This window comes from Vibrio diabolicus (genome assembly GCF_011801455.1).
In the GTDB taxonomy this organism is placed as follows: Bacteria; Pseudomonadota; Gammaproteobacteria; order Enterobacterales; family Vibrionaceae; genus Vibrio; species Vibrio diabolicus.
On sequence record NZ_CP042452.1, the window covers coordinates 41,713 to 60,338 of the forward strand.

Below are 18,626 nucleotides of genomic sequence, written 5' to 3' on the forward strand. Positions count from 1 at the left end.
TCTTCATGCTTGCTAATTGGCTCGGTCCGTTTTGGGCTAATTCGATTTGAAAGCAATACCTCGGATTGTTTTTCGTCTATGGTATCGCCTTTCTCGTTATGAGATAAAAACAAAAAAGGACAGCCGAAGCTGTCCTTTGATCGTTAACTTTACAGAAAGTCTGCAAGGTTGGGCTTAGTTACAGTTAGCTACGCCAACTTCTTTCCAAACGCCCCATTCGCCAGATTGGCTAGGATCGTCACCCTGAGTCCACCATTTCGCTTCCCAAGTTTTACCTGCATGAGTGACTTGGTTGCCGCCTGTGTACACTGCGCTTGCATCCCATGCGTTGTCACAGGTGCCTGGGTTTGGATCGGTGGTATGCTGTGCAACAACAACAGTTGCGCTTGCCGTTGAAGACGCTTTGCCGTCGCTCACACTTACGGTAAAGCTTAGGCTAGTGTCTTGCGGGTATTCAGCAGCAGTGAAAGTTACTTTAGAACCTTCAACCGTTGCGTTCAAACCTTGAGGCAGCGTCCAGTTGAAAGTAAGAGTATCGTTGTCTGCATCGCTAGAGGCTGACGCATCTACAACCACAACGTCACCAGCGTTTGCTGTTGCTGGAGCAACAACTTGCGCTACTGGCGCATTGTTCGCTGGGTCAACCACACCTGCTGGCTTCACAGTTACTACAACAAGGTCAGATGCCGTTGCACCTTCGTTGTCAGTCACTGTCAGCTTGAAAGTTAATTGCTCCTCAACAGTAACCTCTGCTGCATCAAAGCTTGCTTTCGCTGTGTCTGCGCCTGCTAGTACCACTGCTGTACCAGATACTTGTTCCCACGCGTAACTCGCGATAGTACCGTCAGAGTCTTTCGATAGGCTACCATCTAGAACCACACTTGCTGGGCCAGTTACAGATTGATCTGCGCCAGCAGCTGCGGTTGGTTTACGGTTTGGTTGAGGAACTACACCGCCAGCCATACCTTCGTGCATTGCGTTGAGAATGTCGCCGTTATCCGCGTCGATTTCCCAAGAGAATAGACCCGCTAGACCTAGAGACTTAGCGTAGCTACCTTTTGCTAGCACTGAGCGATGGTCATCAAATGTGATCAACTCACCCGTTGTGCGGTTCCACACCCATGGTGCTTCTGCTTGTGCATCATAGCCGTACTCGAAGCCGTTAATGCCAGTGTTGTTTGCACCTAGCATGAATGACTTAATGCCTTTGTAGTCGATTACGCCATCTTCCCAAACACCTTGCGCTGTGCTGCCCTTCAGTTTACCTGTAGCAGTACCTGTCATTGGGTCGTTTGGATCAGTGAGCGTATCTGGAGTTACGCCTTCCCAGCCACGACCGTACATTGCTGTACCAAGTACTAGCTTGTTCGCAGGAACGCCTTGAGCAAGAAGAAGCTGGATGCCGTTATCTGCTGTGTAAGCAGGACCTTTGTACGGTTCGCCGTTCTCATCAACGCCACTACCGTCACACTGACCAGGGCGCATGAATGAACCACAGTAAAGCGCAGTTTGGTGACCAGGAACGTTGTTCCAACCGCCATAGAAGTCGTAAGTCATCGCGAAGATGTAGTCCATGTATTGAACCGCATCTGCATAGTCTACGTCTTCAATCTTGTCGTAACCGACACCGATAGCTGACGTTAGCTCGTAAGTACGGCCTGTCTCAGCTTCTAATTCATCAAGCATTACGCGCAATTCACGCATCAGTGCGATGTAAGCAGGGCCATCGTTTACAGGGTCGCCCTTATCCGCGGCTGCACCGCCGCCACCAGGGAATTCCCAGTCGATATCAACACCGTCGTAGAATTTCCAAGTTTTCAGGAACTTCTTAACCGATGCGACGAATGTGTCTCGGTTTTTCTTGTCTACGAAATCGAAGAATGGGTCAGACAGCGTCCAGCCACCGATAGATGGGATGATTTTTAGATCAGGGTTACGTTGTTTCAATGCCATTAGCATTGCGTAGTTACCCTTGATAGGTGTGCTGTATTCATGACCAGCTTGTGGGAAGCTCTTTTGATAAGCGGCCCAAGGGTCGTGGATCACGACTTCGTAGTCAGGCACGCCTGTACAAGCGGTTTGTAGTGCATTGAAGCTGTTGCCGCCAACAGACTTCACAGACTCATTTGGGCCACAAATTGGGATAAAACCGTAAAGGATGTGAGTCAAGTTGTCGACTGGCATGTTATCGACCGTGTAGTCACGACCATAGATGCCCCACTCAACAAAATACGTACCCATCACGACGCTTGGATCGGTATTGTACGTTTTGTTGTTTGGATCAACGTTCATCGTCAGTGGCTTCAAGTGAGAACCATCGGTATCTGCAATCGTGATTTCAGCTGGTGCGCTTTTCGCACAACCTGTCGCATCACACGCCTCGATTTCCATTTGGTATAGGCCGCCCTGACCATATTCAAATGTCGCTGTTGTTTGGCTACCAGTGATTGGGCCGGTTGCTACTTTTGCACCATCAAAATAGACGTTGTAAGTATCACCTGGCGTGCCACTCCACTGGTTAAACTTAACAGTGATCTTCGCTTGCTCATGGTATTTCACCATGTCGTAGTAGCCTGACGTGGTTTCCATCGCGAGTTCAATTTTAGAAAACTGAAGGTTGTTGGAACCGTACATATCGATACTTGGCGCGGTTGGAGCCGCAACTGCAGCACCTGATAGTGCTAAAGCAACGCCAGCTGCACATAGGTTAAATCGAATCATAACTTCTCTCTCAATCCTTGGATTCATGTTCTACCTAGAACATAGGCTGCTCTTGCACCAGATAAGATGATTGGATTTACTCCATGTGCAAAAGCATCACACTCAGCATTTCAGAGAGTTTTTTTTCGTCAAAAAAAATTAAGACGGTTTTCGAGGCACTTGAGAGAACTTAACTAAAACTCGCACTCTGTTACACAGAAAGTGTCAGACTGAGTCAATAATTTATAAAATCTCAGCAGAAACTAAAATTATTGTTTACTCAGTAGCGAGTGTGATAAATGCGATGAACACCTTATTTCATTGTTTATTAAGGTTTTGTTTCATCGAAGTAGAAAGAGAATTGAAAGGAGAAATAGCCGTGAAGACGTGCTAGTCACGGCTGAAATGTTCACTTAATGCAGCGCGACGTTTTGAAGCCGCTCCGGTTTCTGAGCCTTGAACGGTATGCTCAAATCCCTTACGGATGAATCGTTGATCTGGAATAAGAGGCTCAATACGGCGAATCTGAGGTGAAAGGTGAGAGCCCGAGATCTGGTACGCGGTTTTTCCTAATCCAGTGTTCAACGTGATGACCTTTCCATCGAATTCAAATTCTGTCGTGATGAGTCGATGGTTTCGATATACCCCATCCTCTGTGAAAGTCAGACGTTCTGTTTGGTAGGGTGGCGCGCCGATCTCAATCCACTCGCCGTAGACTTTTTCCGGGTCAATATGGTCTTGATAGGATAGGTGGATTTGATAGCTGAAAAACGTCAAAAGACCCACCCCAAAAACGGCAAATGTGCTTTTGAGGACTTTGGATTGGTGGCGAGCCCAAAATGAAAGTTTTGGTTCCTGTCTTGTTTTCCGCCTTCGGCGAGCTGAGTCCGTCATTGGTCTACTTTTCTTCCCTTTTTTAATATGGTGGAAACCTTCCTTCTCAAAAACAAACAATCCCGCCATTAAGACTAAGAAATTATGATCTAATGTCCACTTTTACATTCGGATACACTCTTATTGATGGTTTTATTGTTTGCTAGCGTTAACTAATTCACCGACTTTATCTCACTAATTACGTCGTCTGGTTAAGCCTAGAAAAAGGTGGCCTCGCTCAGTAGCAAAGGATGTGCTTTATAACGTTGAGCTTAATGGCTTTCAGAGCTTGAGTAACAGGAAGAAACAAGGTAAAAAAGAGCGGACTTTTGATAAGGAAACCAATAATGAGTATTAAGGAAAATAGCTATTTTGCAGGTAGTGTAAAATCACTAGGCTTTAACCAGAATGATCAGGACGTTAGCGTTGGTGTAATGCTTCCTGGTGAATACACGTTCGGCACTCAAGCGCCTGAGCGTATGACGGTTGTAAAAGGTGCACTTGTGGTCAAGCGTGTCGGCGAGAGTGATTGGACGACTTACCAAAGTGGTGAGTTTTTTGAAGTGGAAGGGAACTCCTCATTTGAACTTCAAGTGAAAGACGCGACTGCGTATTTATGTGAGTACTTCTAAAGCGTCCTTTTTGCCTGTAACAAAGCCACCTTCGGGTGGTTTTTTCGTCTATGTCCTTCACTTATAACGCATCTTTTGGTTATTTGGGTATATACTTAATAAAAATGTACCCATCGACCAGGGAGGAAGTGATGGCAGTACAACGCAAGCATTCTGATCTCCCTCCTCGTTACGAGGACAAAGATCTCACCAATGAGCAAAGACATCGTTTTACCGAGGTCGCCAATGCAGCCCATAAGAGACGTGAATTCTATCGACGTGCTCTAGGAAAAGGCTTAATGGGCAAAGTGAAGGACCGTGCGTTTAAAGGCCAATTCGGTCGCCAGCAAGATAAGCCGAGCAGAGTGCTGCAAGCTGTGTGGCTAATCGTATTTCTGGTGCTGGGGCTATGGGTGATGCATGTATTCGCTTAACCGTTAGCAAGCTTCTGACACAGCCGGCGTTTCAGAGGCTGACTTCTCTTCGGTATTGCAGTGTTCGTAATACGCGTATTGGTTTTTCCCTGTGTGTTTAGCCGCATACATTGCTTTATCTGCGCACCGAGTCAATTCAGATAAATCCTTCGCATCTTGTTTGTAGATAGCAGCGCCCACACTCATTGTTAACTCGTTAATCATATCGTAGCTTCGGTAGCCTTTTGGGAATAGATTCACAATACGCTTCAAAATGCTGTCGAGGTCATCTTTACTGTTTATGTCGTACAGCATGAGCACAAACTCGTCGCCCGCAAATCGAGCGATGGAGTAGTCGTGTTTGTCGGTTTTTCTGTCTTTATGGCGAACATTGTTTTTTAATCGAGTTGCAAAGGCTTGAAGCACTTGGTCACCAATATCGTGTCCGTAGGTGTCGTTAATATGTTTGAAGTTATCAATATCTAGGAAGACCAGAGCAGTGATGCTGTCATCAGATGAATGGTTGATCTCATCGAGCTTTGCTCGCGCCCAAGTTTCAAAGCTCCAGCGGTTGGCAAGCCCTGTGAGTTGGTCAAAATACGCCAACTCTTCAATCCCTTCACGATAAAGTGTTTGAATGTAGTTGAGGACTTTTGTGTAGTAATACGAGAATGTGTGACACACAAATGCAGTTGCTATCAGGGTCAGCATAAATCGTCGTTCTATGATGTCACTGGCTGTTGGTAGCCGATCTAAAAAAACGACGCCAAAAAAGATCAGTAAGATATAGGTGCCACTAAACAGCAGACCGACTTTAAACTCATTGATCAGCACCAGAGTGGCGACAATAGGGTATAGCCATAGTAGTTTGCCTGAGGGGGCATCGTTATACAGAAGTAGCAATAACCCTTCGAACATCAAAACTGCACTCAGCCATAGGTCGGCATATTGATGATGTCGTTGAACCTTTATCACATAACTGATACCTAAACAGGCTAAGGCACACAGAGCATGGAAAAAGCTTAATCCCCAATTATCCTCAAACAATTGAGCAATGGAGCCATAAGTTAAACATGCCGCGGCGATACTGGAGCATAAAAAGACAATTTTCTTTTTTCTTGTTGAGCGGATATCCGCCATTTCCTCTAAGCGTGCTCCAGCCAATGTCGACATTACGTATCCTTACTTAATTAACGTGTACGCTTATTCTAGGCGGTATTTTAGCGATAAATAGAACAACAAAGTTTCCAAATGTGATGTCAGTCATTTTTAGTATGGGCCTAGAAATGTGGTTTGGTGAGAGTGCTCAAAGCACAACACAAGCTTATAAATTTTTCCATGGCGGATCTTTATGGCTTCAGATAGTTCTATTTATAATTCAAAGTAATGCATTTCCACCGCCGTATTTGCAGGATCTATCCTGACTCAACTCTGTTGGGAGTAGCATGAACTGCGCCTTCTACCTATTGAGCTCATTGTTCGTCAATCGACGATCTCTAAGTTCCGGCAATGAGTTTTTCGTTGTGAAAAAGCATTAGAAATATTTTTCCGAAACAGAGCGAAATATTGTTGTCGTTGTGACCAATATGCGACTAGAATCCGCGCTAAATCACGACCTCATATCGAGCTTCGTTCGAGTCACTCTTTTTCCAAACTGCTTCACACATTTTGTGAGGCAGTTTTTAGTTGTAGGAAAGGTTACAAACATGCCTAAAAGCCAGAACATCAACCAGCGAATGTCTATTGTGGCGTTAGCTTGGCCGATTCTTGTCGAAATTTTGCTACGGACGGCTTTAGGAACCAGTGACGTGTTCATGCTGAGTGGCTACTCGGACAAAGCCGTATCCGCTGTTGGTGTGATCACGCAGATTACCTTTTTCTTAATCATCGTTTCGACGTTTGTCAGCAGCGGAACGGGGATTTTGATTGCCCAATACAATGGCGCAGGGCGCGAGCAAGAGTCTGTGAGCGTTGGTGTTGCGAGTATTGCGTTGTCTGTGCTCGTCGGTGTGCTATTGAGTGTGATTGCCGTGCTTGGTGCGATATTCCTGCTCCCGTATTACGGTTTGGAGGCGCAAGTCGAGCAATACGCACGTGAATATTTGCTGATCAGCGGAGCGACGACGTTCAACGTCACCATAGGCATAGTCTTTACGACCATTCTGCGTAGCCATGGCTATTCGCGCTCTCCAATGGTGGTGAACTTGATCTCGGGTGTGTTCAACATCATTGGTAACTATATTGCGCTTTACCAGCCATTCGGTTTACCTGTGTATGGTGTGCAAGGTGTAGCAATAGCAACCGTCGTCAGCCAAGTCATCGGTACGTTAATGTTATGGTTTATTCTCGCTCGCAGTAGCATTGAACTACCAATGTCGACTATGAAACAAGTACCGGCAGAGATTTACAAAAAAATCTTAAAAATCGGCGGTATGAACGCGGGTGAAGTGCTGTCTTACAATGTGGCGCAAATCTGCATTGTGTACTTTGTGGTGCAAATGGGGACGGCATCGTTAGCGGCTTTCACTTATGCGCAAAACATTGCCCGTTTCTCGTTTGCTTTCGCGCTGGCAATTGGTCAGGCTGCGCAAATTCAGACCGGTTACTACATCGGTAAAGGTTGGGTGAGTAGCATTTTAAAACGCGTACAAATCTACTTCTTAGTGGGATTTGTGGCATCAACGGCTGCAACCACACTGGTTTACCTGTTTAGAGAAGAGATTCTGCGCGTATTTACCGATCAACCGGAAATACTCGCATTGGCAAGCTCGTTAGTCATGGGCTCAATTTTGCTCGAAGCTGGACGTGTGTTTAACCTGATTTTTATCGCGGGGCTCAAAGGCGCGGGTGACATCAAGTTCCCAGTGCAAATGGGGATTTTGAGTATGTGGGGATTAGGCGTGCTTTTCTCTTACATCTTTGGCATCCACTTGGGTTATGGCGTTTTAGGGGCTTGGATGGCAATCGCACTCGATGAATGGGTACGTGGTATCATCATGGCAAGACGTTGGCGCTCTCAGGTGTGGACCAAGTTTAAGGTGAGCTAACGGTTTTCGGTATTGCGCATCACGCTTATTCTGTTGTTAGAAAACAAAAAAGGCACTGTTAGTCAGTGCCTTTTTGTTATTTAAAATCGGGAAGACGTTAGAATTCGCACTCAGCTTGGAACACCATACGCTCTTTGCTGTATGGATGATCCAGCTCTAGCATCTCAGCATGCAGGTGCAAGCGATTCGCTTTTTCGCCGTATAAACCATCACCAACCATTGGCATGTTTAATCCCATGTGATGAGCACTGTGTACACGTAGTTGGTGAGTTCGCCCGGTTTTCGGATACATGTATACCTTGCTGCGTCCATCTTTGACGTCAATCAGTTGCCAGTAGGTTTCTGCATGTTTCCCGTGTTCAAAACACACCAGTTGACGTGGGCGGTCGTCGGGGTCACCACGCATTGGCAGTGAGATTTCCCCTTCAGGCTCGTTTAATACGCCTTCGAGCAGTGCCATATAACGTTTTTGTACGTCGCGAGCCATAAACTGTTTTTGCAGACTTTTGTTCGCGCGCTTGGTTAAGGCAAACACCAAAATGCCAGAGGTCGCCATGTCGAGGCGATGAATCACAAACGGCCCTTCCACATCAGGGTACATCGCTTGTAGGCGCGTATAAGCAGAGTCCTTGATAGTTTTACCAGGCACTGAAAGTAAGCCCGAGGGCTTGTTGACGACGACCATAGCGTCGTCTTGGTAGATTATCTCCAGCTCTTTGTCTTCTGCCCAATTCTCCGCTAATGGGTTGGGTTCGACGTCCAGCCCTTGCATCATATGGCCTAAAATCGGCTGACATTTGCTGTTGCATGATGGGTAGAATTTTTTGTGTTGGCGAACTTCAGACTTTGGCGACACACCCCACCAAAATTCTGCCAACGCCAGCGGTTTGAATCCGTGTTTAAACGCGTATTGAAGCAGTTTTGGCGCAGCACATTCCCCCGCACCTGCTGGTGGGATTGGGTTTGTGGTGTCCGAAAAAATGTCCACCAAGTCGCGTGCTTCGCCATGGTTGTTTAGGAAGCGGTATTGTTTATGCAATTTGTGCTGCAAAGCGTTGGAGAGCGTTTTGCGCTGCTCTTTCAGATGAGCAAGTTGCTGCTCTAACTCGGCCAAGCGAGCTTCTTTGATTGCAAGCTTTTCATCCCACGCTTGCTTTAAGTATTTGAGAACGTTTTTCTCGGCGACACTTTGCTTACCCAACTCATCCAACAAGATTTTGAGGTCATCGGCATTGAGCGTTTGCTCGCCCTGTTGGCGCTGTTGTTTGCGTGCGGCGCGGCCGTCAATCATCACTTGGCGCTGTGTTTGCTCCTCTTGCTGATAAGCGGCTCGGTCGGCTTGGATTTGCGCTTTAAGCTCCGCCAATTCCGGATTCGCGGCACAGGTTTTGTACTCCGCATTGGCGGCGTTGATGGCATCCGTTTCTGCACGGAAGAAGCCTTCATCGGTCAGCATGTCGTACACAGGAGGGACAAATCCTGGAATCAAGTTTTGGTCAGCTATTTTGCCAGAAAACGCACTTAAAAAGCCGAGCTCGCCTTGAGAGCTTTCTACTAGTAATACGCCAAACATTTTGCCTCGTCCCGTTTCTTCATTAACCAAACCAAAATCGTGTTCGAAGTCGGTTTGCGCTAATAAGTGCTGTTGCAATTGCTTTGCAGCCATAACGCAAAGAGGATGCGGCGTGTAGTAGAACGGAAACGTAAACTGCGTTGGTAATTCATAGTCAGAAGTATCAGCAGTAAAACGAGTAAAACAATGTTCAGGCGAGTGCATGGTGGGTATCCGCGCGAGTAAAAAATCGAGCGAGGATTGTACCTGTTTGAGTCAGGATTGCCATGTCGGTGTTGGCACTCGCTCTTGGATTAAGAACAAGAGCGAGTGGGGAAGAGCTTATTGCAGTTTTTGTAATGCCAGCTTCCACTGTGCCGGTTTGTCGTAGTAGGCCGAGTGCGGCAAGGTCAGGTACTCGCCATTTACTTCTGCAATCAGGGTTGGATAACCACCAACGTGTAACTGGCGCATCAACTGTCGGCTAGAGCGAATTTTCTCATCTAGATCGGCTTCGCTTAACGTCATGTTTTGCTCCCACACATCGTTTGCTAAACCTAGCGATTCTGCAATGGCTTTGAGCGTCGATGCTTCATTCACTTTTAACCCGAGCTGATAATGCGCGGATTGGATGGCCTTTAGCATGTGCCATGGATTCCGCCCCATTTTCTCCGCACTCAAGATCGCTTGTGTTGGTAGATAAGAATCAAGAACAAACGCATCTTCGCTTTTCACGCGTTGTAAATAAGCCTCACCAAACGTTGCTCCCGTTTCGGTTGCGATACGAGTGTCACTGTTGATGATGTGCTGACGAAATTCAGGCTCAATCGCGCGTTTCTCGATCATGCCGCCGGGATGAAGCACTACCTTAAATTGAGAGTTGTCCATCAAGGCTTCGATGAGTGGTGATGCCCCGTAGCACCAACCACACATGGGATCGAAGAAGTAATGCACGGTTACCATGACATTTCACCAGTATGCACTTTTGCACCGATTTCTAGCGCGATTGGCAATTGAGCTTCTGGGTATTTCGCTGACATGGTGTCAATGAGTAGAGCGCTGTTATTGCTGTGTTTTTTCGCTTGCTGAAAATCCTGCAAGTATTGTTGCGAGTAGCGAATGGTGTCTGCGTTCAGCTTTGTGCCTGCTTTCATGTGACCAGGAATGACCACTTGAGGTTTAAGCGCAAGCATCTCGCTAAGCTGCTGCTCCCAAGCATTGATGGCGGTTTGGTCAGCGGCATCGGCCATCCATAAATGCACGTTTGAGTACACGGCTACGTTACCCAGAATCGCTTTGTTATCTGGAATCCATAGGTAAGGGCGGTGTGCTGATGTGCCATGGTTACCACGGATTTCAATCTTATGGCCTTCTAGCTCTAATGATGCTTTGTCGTACGCGACAGGGATCACTGGTTTTACCGGTGCGTTTGCGCCAAGTTTTGGTCCCCAGTACGCCAGCTTTCCAGCCAACTTCTCTTTAATAATTTTTTGAACCGCTGGCGTTGTGATGATCTGCGCATCAGGGAACTGTTGGTGTAAGGCCTCTGCGCCAAAGTAGTAATCTGGGTCGGCTTGGCTGATGAAAATGGTTTTAAGCGTTTTGCCTGAGTCCAACACTTTGGCGGCAATGCGCATCGCGTCAGCTTTGGTGAAGCCAGTGTCGATGACCATGGCATCAGTCTTACCGTATACCAAGGTTGAGTTAACGTGGAAGCTGTTACCGTCGGCGTTGTAAACCTCAAGAGTAAGGGGAGAGTGGTTTGCCGCTAGGACAGGGCTTGCCATTAAAATGGATGTAGCAATAAAAGTGAATTTTTTCATAATAAGCTCCTAAAGAATTTGGGGCCAAGCGACGATGGCTTGGGAACGGGAGCTATATTAGGAAATTGATACGCTCGGAAAAATACACAATAATGTGCATCACTATTTCTTATTTCGAGCAAATATATGGACAGAGTAACGGCAGCAAAAGTATTTGTGGATGTGGTGTATTCTGGCAGTTTTACCGCGACCGCCGAGCGGTTAGACATGTCTCGGCCAATGGTGACTCGTTATGTAGAGGCGATGGAGAACTGGCTACAAACTCGTTTGTTGCACCGCACCACGCGCAAGGTGTCCCTCACCACCGCAGGGGAACGCAGCTTGCCTCAGATTGAGCGCTGGTTAAAACAGGCCGATACGTTGACGTCAAACATTGCCGTTGATGGTGAGCTGTCCGGAAAAATCCGTCTCGCGTCTAGCACTTCATTTGGGTTCTCACAGTTGATCCCAGCAGTAAACAGTTTTATGCAAAAGCACCCCAAAGTGCATATCGACATTGATCTGCAAGATTCAGTGAGTGATCTAACCGAGCAACGCATCGATCTAGCGATCCGAATTGCGTCAGATCCCGATCCTTCTTTGATTGGTAAGCCGATTGCGGTGTGTGAATCGGTGTTGGTGGCATCACCGCAATACTTGCAAACTCATCGCGCGATCGCGCATCCGCGAGATTTATCTTCACACGACTGTTTGGGTTACAAAAACTTTGAGCGTCACGTGTGGCATTTGTCTCAGGGCGACCAGTTCGAATCGGTGGGAATTGAGTGTAGCCTAACCAGCAATGAGGCCACGGCGTTATTGCATGGCGCTTTGCAAGGCATGGGTATTTCGATGCTGCCAACCTATTTGAGCAATATCTATCTGCAATCGGGTCAGCTTGAGTCGGTGTTGCCGGATTGGAAGCCAAATGATCTCAACATTTACGCGCTGTATTCATCGCGTAAACACTTGTCTCCTGCGGTGAGAGCGTTCATCGATCACAGTGAAGATTACTTTAAACAGCACCCTTGGTAATCGCGAAAGGCCTCGTCATCCCGGCTTGAGATTCATACAAGATCCTGTACCTTACATGGATATATTTTTCGCAGCGTCATTTAGAGTTTTAGTTAATGTCACAAGTTCGCATAAAATTTATTGCTTCCGATATGGACGGCACTTTGCTTGACCAATACGGTCGTTTGGATCCAGAGTTTTTCGATCTGTTTTTGCAATTGGAAGAGCAAGGTATTTTGTTCTCCGCTGCGTCTGGTCGTCAGTATTACAGCCTGCGAGACACGTTCGCGCCAATCAAAGATCGAGTGTTGTATGTGGCCGAAAACGGCACCTTGGTGATGTACCAAGACAAAGAGCTCTACAGTTGCACCATTCCTAAAGCGGAAGTGGCGGAGATTGTGAAAGCGGCTCGTGAAATTGACGGGGCGAACATCGTATTATGTGGCAAGCGCTCGGCGTACATCGAAACGCATGATCAGCAATCACTGGAAGAGTTTCAAAAGTACTACCATCGCTGTGAAACGGTGACGGATTTGCTTGAGGTCGAAGACGAGTTCATCAAGGTAGCGATTTGTCACTTTGACGGTTCGGAAGAGCTCCTGTTCCCGACCATGAACGCGAAGTTTGGCGCAACGCATAAAGTTGTAGTGAGCGCAAAAATTTGGCTGGATGTTATGAATGCCGAGGCCTCTAAAGGCGCCGCCATTAAGCATCTTCAAGAGACGATGAATTTTACTCCGGCAGAAACCATGACGTTTGGTGATTACCTCAACGACCTCGAAATGCTGCAAGTCAGTGAGCATTCGTATGCGGTTGCTAACGCGCATGAAGAGATTAAGAAAATCGCTCGTTATTCTGCGCCAAGCAACCAAGAGGCTGGGGTACTCAAAGTGATTAAAGAGAAAGTGTTAGCGAAGTAACGCCCTCCTTTCGATGTTACTTTCTTCTTAACGTAAAAAGCCCCGCAGTACATGCGGGGCTTTGTTTTTTTTTGTGTGTGGTGGGATGGGGTAGTAATGTTCCCGTTTTTTAGCGTACGTACTTAGCGGTTGCGCTGACTAAAAAGTGCTGCAACTTTCCATCCGATTTTGGTACCCACAAATCGTTGTGGTATTGGTAGATACGGCCATTGACGGTCACAGACAAGGTATTATCACCCGTTTGTTCCATGCGAATAAACTGATCCGAAGTGACCAAAAACGGCTCTTGTTCTTCAATGCTCTGTCCCGTTGCCAATACGAAGTAGCCGAATCGGTTGCCAGCATCCGGATCGGTTGAGTAGATTCGATGCCCAACGAGGCTGTAGTCGTCGTTGAGTGCCTGCTCAAGCGTTTTTTGCCCGATGGTTTCGTGCGATGGGATAAATACCCAAGCCAACACACCTGCCGCAATGACTGCTAGTAGAAGCAGTACTTGCATGAACTTTCTCATCATAAATACCGTTTAACGTTGAAATTTCATTTTGTACATGCGCTTATCCGCTATGCTGATAAGAAAGTCAACATTGTTACTGTCTTTTGGGTATTGGGCTAAGCCCATGCTGGTTGATAGTGTTGCGACGTTGTCGGAATTTAGTATTGGCGCATCAAATACCGCATTGATATGCTCACGAACGCCTTCTTCATCAACATGCTCCCCTTCGAGGATGACGGCGAACTCATCGCCTCCCATGCGATAGACGGTAAAATCATTCAACGCCATAGATTTAAGCCGTCTAGCAATTTCACGTAGTACGGTGTCTCCCACTTGGTGACCGTGTGTATCGTTGACACTTTTAAAACCATTTAAATCTAAAATCCACAGAGAAAAAGGCCTTTTCTCTTGAGTGAGCTCATTCAGGTTGATAAATAGTGCATTGCGATTTCCAAGATGAGTCAGTGGGTCGCTGAGCGCCAGTTTTCTATGGAAATGGGATTCACGATAAAAGAAATAAGTCAGAGACAGGATCGACAAAACGAATGTAGCAAACAGCATATACTGCGCTTGCATTAACCGTTGCGTTTCTCCTTTCTGTGCCTCATAGACTTTGCTGCTTAGGCGAAAGTTCTGATTAACGAAATCGACCAAGCTTAAGTACAGTGTTTGAGTGGATCGATAAAATTGAGCCGCAGCTTGGCTATCGCCAGTTCTTGCTTCAACTAATTGCGCTTCCAGCCCCTGAAATTCCTCAAAAAGATCAATGAAATACTGATGCATATTATTTCGAGAGAAAAAAGTGTAGGCTTCATTACTACTAATTAATAAATCGAATCTACTCCAGGCCAATTCATATTGCAGCTCTGCACCTTCGATATTTAATACATTTTCATCGACTCGTCTCGCTTCTCCGACAAGTTCCGAAAGCTCTTTAGAGAGTTGGAATAAAAACCAGGTTGCTTGTTTTTGCTCATTATTAAAGTTTTGTGACAGTGCGCGTGTCTGCTGCAGAAGCAATACATTTGCGAGAAGCAAAGAAGTGGCAAACACCACAAGTAACATTTTACTAGTTGTAGAGTATTGTGGTGCTCTCTGCTTTTGATGGGTGGGTTCTGATAACTTCATTCTTATTATTTTGCTTTCATCTCATTTACTTGCCAGACCATTTGCGCGTGATATTTATTGTAGTTGAGCTCAGGATAGAGACTAAGAGAGTATATTACCCAAAATGGCCCCTTATTCCTGACTTTTATATAGTGTTGATCTTGTTGGTAAGCCAGTATTGGTTGGTATCTAAGAATGTCTTGTCGAGACAGTGTCGAGTGATAGTCATTCAAGCTACTGACATCAACTTGTTCTGGCACTTTGCCATAGACGTGGGTGAGGAGCGTGCTAAGTTTGACCCCAAGAAATTCAGAAGAAGCAGGGATCCAAGGCAGCGTGGTTGTGTAGCTGGTGGTTGGTAAAGATTGAATCTCTTCCAGTTTTAATGTGACACTAGGTTGTTGGCTACTGCTAAATACGATCGTACTTGCAGATAAGAATGGCGCAACAAAAAACAGACCTAGCGCGACTATCTTTTTCATCATATGCCCTTTGAGTTTTATTCTTTTTGCTGAGCTAGGACAAAGGTGCTAGCGGTACTTTATTTGTAATTGTAATAATAGAGCCAACCGGATGAGATTTTATAATATGTTATGTTTGAAAAGTAACTGTCGGTTTACTGTACGTCAAGGTTATTAAGTGACTTCTTAATTAAAAGGTCAGAAATATGCGTTATTATTTCGCTCTATAACGAATTCGTGTCAGTTCGCAGATTTTTAATGGAAATTAATCCTATTTTCAACCGATGAATTGTATTGTGAATGAGAATTAGAAGGGTTAATGATTGAGGTACAAGCAAATCCGATTTCATCCTTACATTGTTCTCTATCTTTATTCCAATGTTATTTAAGATTGGTATGTTAATACGCACCAAAAATAAAGCCACCTAGGTAGGTGACTTTATTTTTTAATTCATCAAGTTACTTCTATGAATTAGGCAAACAAATACTTCGCATGGAAGTTGAGATGATCGTCAATAAAGCTTGAAATGAAATAATAGCTATGGTCATAACCAGGTTGCATTCTTAAGTTCAGGTTTGAATCATGCACTTTTGCTGCAGCAACCAGCGCTTCTGGCCTAAGTTGCTCGTTGAGGAAGCCATCAGCATCACCTTGATCAACCAAAATAGGAAGTGGTGATGGTTTTTGCTTGAGAAGCTCACTTGCATCGTATTGCTTCCAGCTCTCAATATCTTTGCCCAAGTAAGCAGTAAAGGCTTTTTGTCCCCAAGGGCATTGGACTGGGTTACAGATAGGGCTAAACGCCGATATTGAGCGATATTGTTCTGCGTTTTTCAGACCAATGGTTAATGCTCCGTGACCTCCCATGCTGTGCCCAGAAATCGATTTTACTTCTGAGACAGGGAAATTGCTTTCAATGATCTCTGGTAACTCTTTAGTCACGTAATCGTACATGAAGTAATGCAGTGACCAAGGTGCTTGAGTCGCATTAAGGTAAAAGCCAGCTCCTTTACCCAGGTCATAGTTTTCATCGTCAGCGATACCTTCGCCTCTTGGACTCGTGTCCGGAGCAATGATCGCAATGCCAAGCTCGGCCGCCATACGAAATGCGCCCGCTTTCTGCATAAAGTTTTCATCGGTGCAGGTTAAACCAGATAGCCAGTACAAAGCGGGTACGGGGTTCGATTTAGTGGCATTCGGTGGTAAGAAAATTGCGAAGCGCATCGTGCAGTTTAGGGCTTTGGATTCGTGTGTATATTGTTTGTGCCAACCGCCAAACACTTTGGCCTGGCTTACATTTTCAATGGTCATGAATAAACTCTCTAACAACAGAATGAATTCAGGCTCCCCAAAAGGAGAGCCTGAGGCAGCATTATTGATCCATATGAATAACAGTACGGATGCTCTTACCTTCGTGCATCAGATCAAACGCTTTGTTTACGTCAGCCAATCCCATTGTATGAGTAATGAACTCTTGCAAGCCAAACTCACCAGCCATGTAACGGTTTACGATTTCTGGAAGCTCAGAGCGGCCTTTAACACCACCGAAAGCCGAGCCACGCCATACACGACCAGTTACTAGCTGGAATGGACGAGTAGAGATCTCTTGACCTGCACCCGCAACACCGATGATCACCGACTCACCCCAACCTTTGTGACAACACTCAAGTGCCTGACGCATCACGTTTACGTTACCGATACATTCGAATGAGTAGTCAACACCACCGTCAGTCATTTCAACAATCACTTCTTGGATAGGCTTGTCGAATTTCTGTGGGTTAATCACATCGGTTGCGCCTAGCTGTTTTGCAAGATCGAATTTGCTTTCGTTGATATCGATACCGATGATGCGGCTTGCACCCACCATGCGTGCACCGATGATCGCTGAAAGACCGATGCCGCCCAGACCAAAGATCGCAACCGTGTCGCCTTTTTCAACTTTTGCCGTATTCATAACTGCGCCCATACCGGTTGTTACGCCACAACCTAACAGACACACTTCTTCAAGTGGTGCATCTTTGTTTACTTTCGCTAGCGAGATTTCAGGGAGTACCGTGTACTCAGAGAAAGTAGAACAACCCATGTAGTGGAAGATGGTTTCACCGTTGATAGAAAAACGGCTTGTACCATCGGGCATCAGACCTTTACCTTGTGTTTCACGCACGGCCTGACAAAGGTTGGTTTTGCCCGATTTACAGAACTTACACTCGCCACATTCTGCGGTGTAAAGAGGAATCACGTGGTCGCCAACCTTAACGCTAGTGACACCTTCGCCCACCATTTCAACAATGCCGCCACCTTCGTGACCAAGAATAGAAGGGAAGATGCCTTCTGGATCGTCGCCTGACAGAGTGAACGCATCAGTATGACAAACACCTGTCGCGACGATGCGCACTAGCACTTCACCCGCTTTAGGAAGCTGTACATCCACTTCTTCCATTTTCAGTGGTTCGCCAGAGGCCCATGCAACCATTGCCTTGGATTTGATGTGAGTTTGACCAGGTTTGATTTCAACAGTCATTGGATTTTCCTTTATATTCTCAGTATATGGAGTGACGTAATAAGCGTAGTTAAGGTTTGCTTCCTGCGCTGCGTCGTTTTGCTGGTATCCATTCTAGGTGTTTCAATAAAAATGATAATCCGTCCATTTTGAAAATGATTTTTACATATACGTAATAATGTTAAAGTGAGTGGACAACAAGAGTGTGATGCCTCCTCAAAACAGAAGGGAAAACGGAAAAGGCGATTGACCTGAGGTTAGGTAGAGGGACTAGAGTAGAAAACAATCGACCCATCAGCTAAGTAAGAGTGATTATGAATAAGACGGATCTGAACGCCTATTTAACCAAGCTCGGTTTGTCGAGTGAGTTACCCGCCGATTTGGAGTCATTGCACAAGATTCACGTAGCGCAGCACCGTTGCCTGCCGTTTGAGAACTTTGATATTTCGTTGCAGCGTGGCATCTCTGTTGAGATTGAAGACATCATTCAAAAAACCGTGTATCACTCCCGTGGTGGCTACTGCTTTGAACTGAATGGCTTAATGCTCGATGTGCTCAAGACCCTCGGGTTTGAAGCGCGCAGCTTACTTGGGCGTGTTCACGTGATGGGGACGCCGACAGGTCGCAGCCATCAAATCACGTTGGTGACGCTGGATGAACAAGCATGGATTGTCGATGTAGGCTTTGGCTCCAATACGCCGCGCGCGCCATTGCCGTTTATCCTCAACCAAGTGATTCAGACGGATTTACAAACCTTCCGCTTTGTCGAAGATGCTCAGTTTGGTTACTTCCTTCAAGTGTTGTCAACGGACGGAACGGACACATGGAACAACCTTTATAGCTTCGATTTAGAGTTTGTGTTTGCAGGTGACATCGCGTGTGGCAACTTTTTTACCTCCACTTCTCCCAACTCGCGTTTTACCAGCGCAAGAGTCGCGGCGAAAGCAACAGAAAGTGGGTTGGTGACATTGCTTAACTACACACTCAAATACACCAGCCAAGGTGAGCAGACAGAATTAGAGTTAGAGCCGGGCCAAGCCTATCTTGATGCATTGAAAGAATATTTCGGCATTGAGCTTGATGCGCAGTACGGCGATCTTCGTCCGTTGCCTGATGCGTAAAACTCTCCCGT

General features: G+C 46.1%; 17 protein-coding genes. 6 read left to right on the forward strand and 11 right to left on the reverse strand.

Annotated elements, in window-relative coordinates; translation table 11 throughout:
- Positions 1–174 precede the first annotated feature (174 nt).
- Both FR741_RS15585 and FR741_RS15590 read right to left on the reverse strand, forming a co-directional pair.
- A complete protein-coding gene (locus tag FR741_RS15585) occupies positions 175–2,721 on the reverse strand; it encodes a glycosyl hydrolase family 18 protein (protein ID WP_167427142.1) in 2,547 nt (848 codons plus the stop codon).
- Positions 2,722–3,090: 369 nt separating this feature from the next.
- Positions 3,091–3,594 carry a DUF2850 domain-containing protein gene (locus tag FR741_RS15590; protein WP_104972159.1) on the reverse strand — a complete coding sequence of 168 codons (504 nt, stop codon included), beginning with the start codon at positions 3,592–3,594 and terminating at the stop codon, positions 3,091–3,093.
- Positions 3,595–3,920: 326 nt separating this feature from the next.
- Between FR741_RS15590 and ppnP the strand changes: the two genes are divergently transcribed.
- Together ppnP and FR741_RS15600 are read left to right on the forward strand one after the other, a co-directional pair.
- Positions 3,921–4,205: a pyrimidine/purine nucleoside phosphorylase gene (gene ppnP, locus FR741_RS15595; RefSeq protein ID WP_005392006.1), complete on the forward strand. Its 285-nt coding sequence runs from the start codon at positions 3,921–3,923 to the stop codon at positions 4,203–4,205.
- Between the two features lie 131 nt (positions 4,206–4,336).
- Positions 4,337–4,618: a hypothetical protein gene (locus FR741_RS15600; protein WP_041853103.1), complete on the forward strand. Its 282-nt coding sequence runs from the start codon at positions 4,337–4,339 to the stop codon at positions 4,616–4,618.
- A gap of 3 nt (positions 4,619–4,621) precedes the next feature.
- Here the strand turns inward: FR741_RS15600 and FR741_RS15605 are convergent, their stop codons facing one another.
- Complete coding sequence (locus FR741_RS15605; protein ID WP_048625526.1) at positions 4,622–5,770, reverse strand: GGDEF domain-containing protein; 1,149 nt, start codon at positions 5,768–5,770, stop codon at positions 4,622–4,624.
- Between the two features lie 533 nt (positions 5,771–6,303).
- Between FR741_RS15605 and FR741_RS15610 the strand changes: the two genes are divergently transcribed.
- The gene (locus FR741_RS15610) at positions 6,304–7,644 is read left to right on the forward strand and encodes an MATE family efflux transporter (RefSeq protein WP_167427143.1); all 1,341 of its coding nucleotides are present in this window, start codon (positions 6,304–6,306) and stop codon (positions 7,642–7,644) included.
- Positions 7,645–7,741: 97 nt separating this feature from the next.
- Here the strand turns inward: FR741_RS15610 and FR741_RS15615 are convergent, their stop codons facing one another.
- The 3 genes from FR741_RS15615 to FR741_RS15625 form a co-directional block, all read right to left on the reverse strand.
- On the reverse strand, positions 7,742–9,421 hold the full coding sequence (locus tag FR741_RS15615) for an RluA family pseudouridine synthase (protein WP_167427144.1): 1,680 nt from the start codon (positions 9,419–9,421) through the stop codon (positions 7,742–7,744).
- A gap of 117 nt (positions 9,422–9,538) precedes the next feature.
- Positions 9,539–10,159 (reverse strand): DsbA family protein, encoded by a 621-nt coding sequence (locus tag FR741_RS15620; RefSeq protein WP_167427145.1) that lies wholly within the window; start codon positions 10,157–10,159, stop codon positions 9,539–9,541.
- Positions 10,153–11,019: an MBL fold metallo-hydrolase gene (locus FR741_RS15625; protein WP_167427146.1), complete on the reverse strand. Its 867-nt coding sequence runs from the start codon at positions 11,017–11,019 to the stop codon at positions 10,153–10,155. Before FR741_RS15625 ends, FR741_RS15620 begins: the two co-directional genes overlap by 7 nt.
- A gap of 126 nt (positions 11,020–11,145) precedes the next feature.
- Here FR741_RS15625 and FR741_RS15630 point away from each other — a divergent pair, with 126 nt between their 5' ends.
- Both FR741_RS15630 and FR741_RS15635 read left to right on the forward strand, forming a co-directional pair.
- On the forward strand, positions 11,146–12,033 hold the full coding sequence (locus FR741_RS15630) for a LysR family transcriptional regulator (RefSeq protein ID WP_167427147.1): 888 nt from the start codon (positions 11,146–11,148) through the stop codon (positions 12,031–12,033).
- A gap of 95 nt (positions 12,034–12,128) precedes the next feature.
- Positions 12,129–12,932, forward strand: coding sequence for a Cof-type HAD-IIB family hydrolase (locus FR741_RS15635; RefSeq protein WP_005464970.1), 804 nt, complete (start codon positions 12,129–12,131; stop codon positions 12,930–12,932).
- A gap of 109 nt (positions 12,933–13,041) precedes the next feature.
- Here FR741_RS15635 and FR741_RS15640 read toward each other — a convergent pair whose 3' ends face one another.
- From FR741_RS15640 to FR741_RS15660, 5 genes are all read right to left on the reverse strand, one after another.
- Positions 13,042–13,446 (reverse strand): hypothetical protein, encoded by a 405-nt coding sequence (locus FR741_RS15640; RefSeq protein ID WP_031831553.1) that lies wholly within the window; start codon positions 13,444–13,446, stop codon positions 13,042–13,044.
- A gap of 9 nt (positions 13,447–13,455) precedes the next feature.
- Positions 13,456–14,553, reverse strand: a complete 1,098-nt coding sequence (locus FR741_RS15645; protein ID WP_109169350.1) for a GGDEF domain-containing protein — start codon at positions 14,551–14,553, stop codon at positions 13,456–13,458.
- A 5-nt stretch (positions 14,554–14,558) separates the two neighbouring features.
- The gene (locus FR741_RS15650; protein WP_005391987.1) at positions 14,559–15,014 is read right to left on the reverse strand and encodes a hypothetical protein; all 456 of its coding nucleotides are present in this window, start codon (positions 15,012–15,014) and stop codon (positions 14,559–14,561) included.
- A gap of 451 nt (positions 15,015–15,465) precedes the next feature.
- The gene (fghA, locus tag FR741_RS15655; protein ID WP_167427148.1) at positions 15,466–16,305 is read right to left on the reverse strand and encodes an S-formylglutathione hydrolase; all 840 of its coding nucleotides are present in this window, start codon (positions 16,303–16,305) and stop codon (positions 15,466–15,468) included.
- 61 nt (positions 16,306–16,366) lie between these two features.
- The gene (locus FR741_RS15660; protein WP_167427149.1) at positions 16,367–17,515 is read right to left on the reverse strand and encodes an S-(hydroxymethyl)glutathione dehydrogenase/class III alcohol dehydrogenase; all 1,149 of its coding nucleotides are present in this window, start codon (positions 17,513–17,515) and stop codon (positions 16,367–16,369) included.
- A gap of 293 nt (positions 17,516–17,808) precedes the next feature.
- On the opposite strand from FR741_RS15660, the gene FR741_RS15665 reads away from it, so the two are divergent.
- Positions 17,809–18,615, forward strand: a complete 807-nt coding sequence (locus FR741_RS15665) for an arylamine N-acetyltransferase family protein (RefSeq protein ID WP_167427150.1) — start codon at positions 17,809–17,811, stop codon at positions 18,613–18,615.
- Positions 18,616–18,626: the final 11 nt, after the last annotated feature.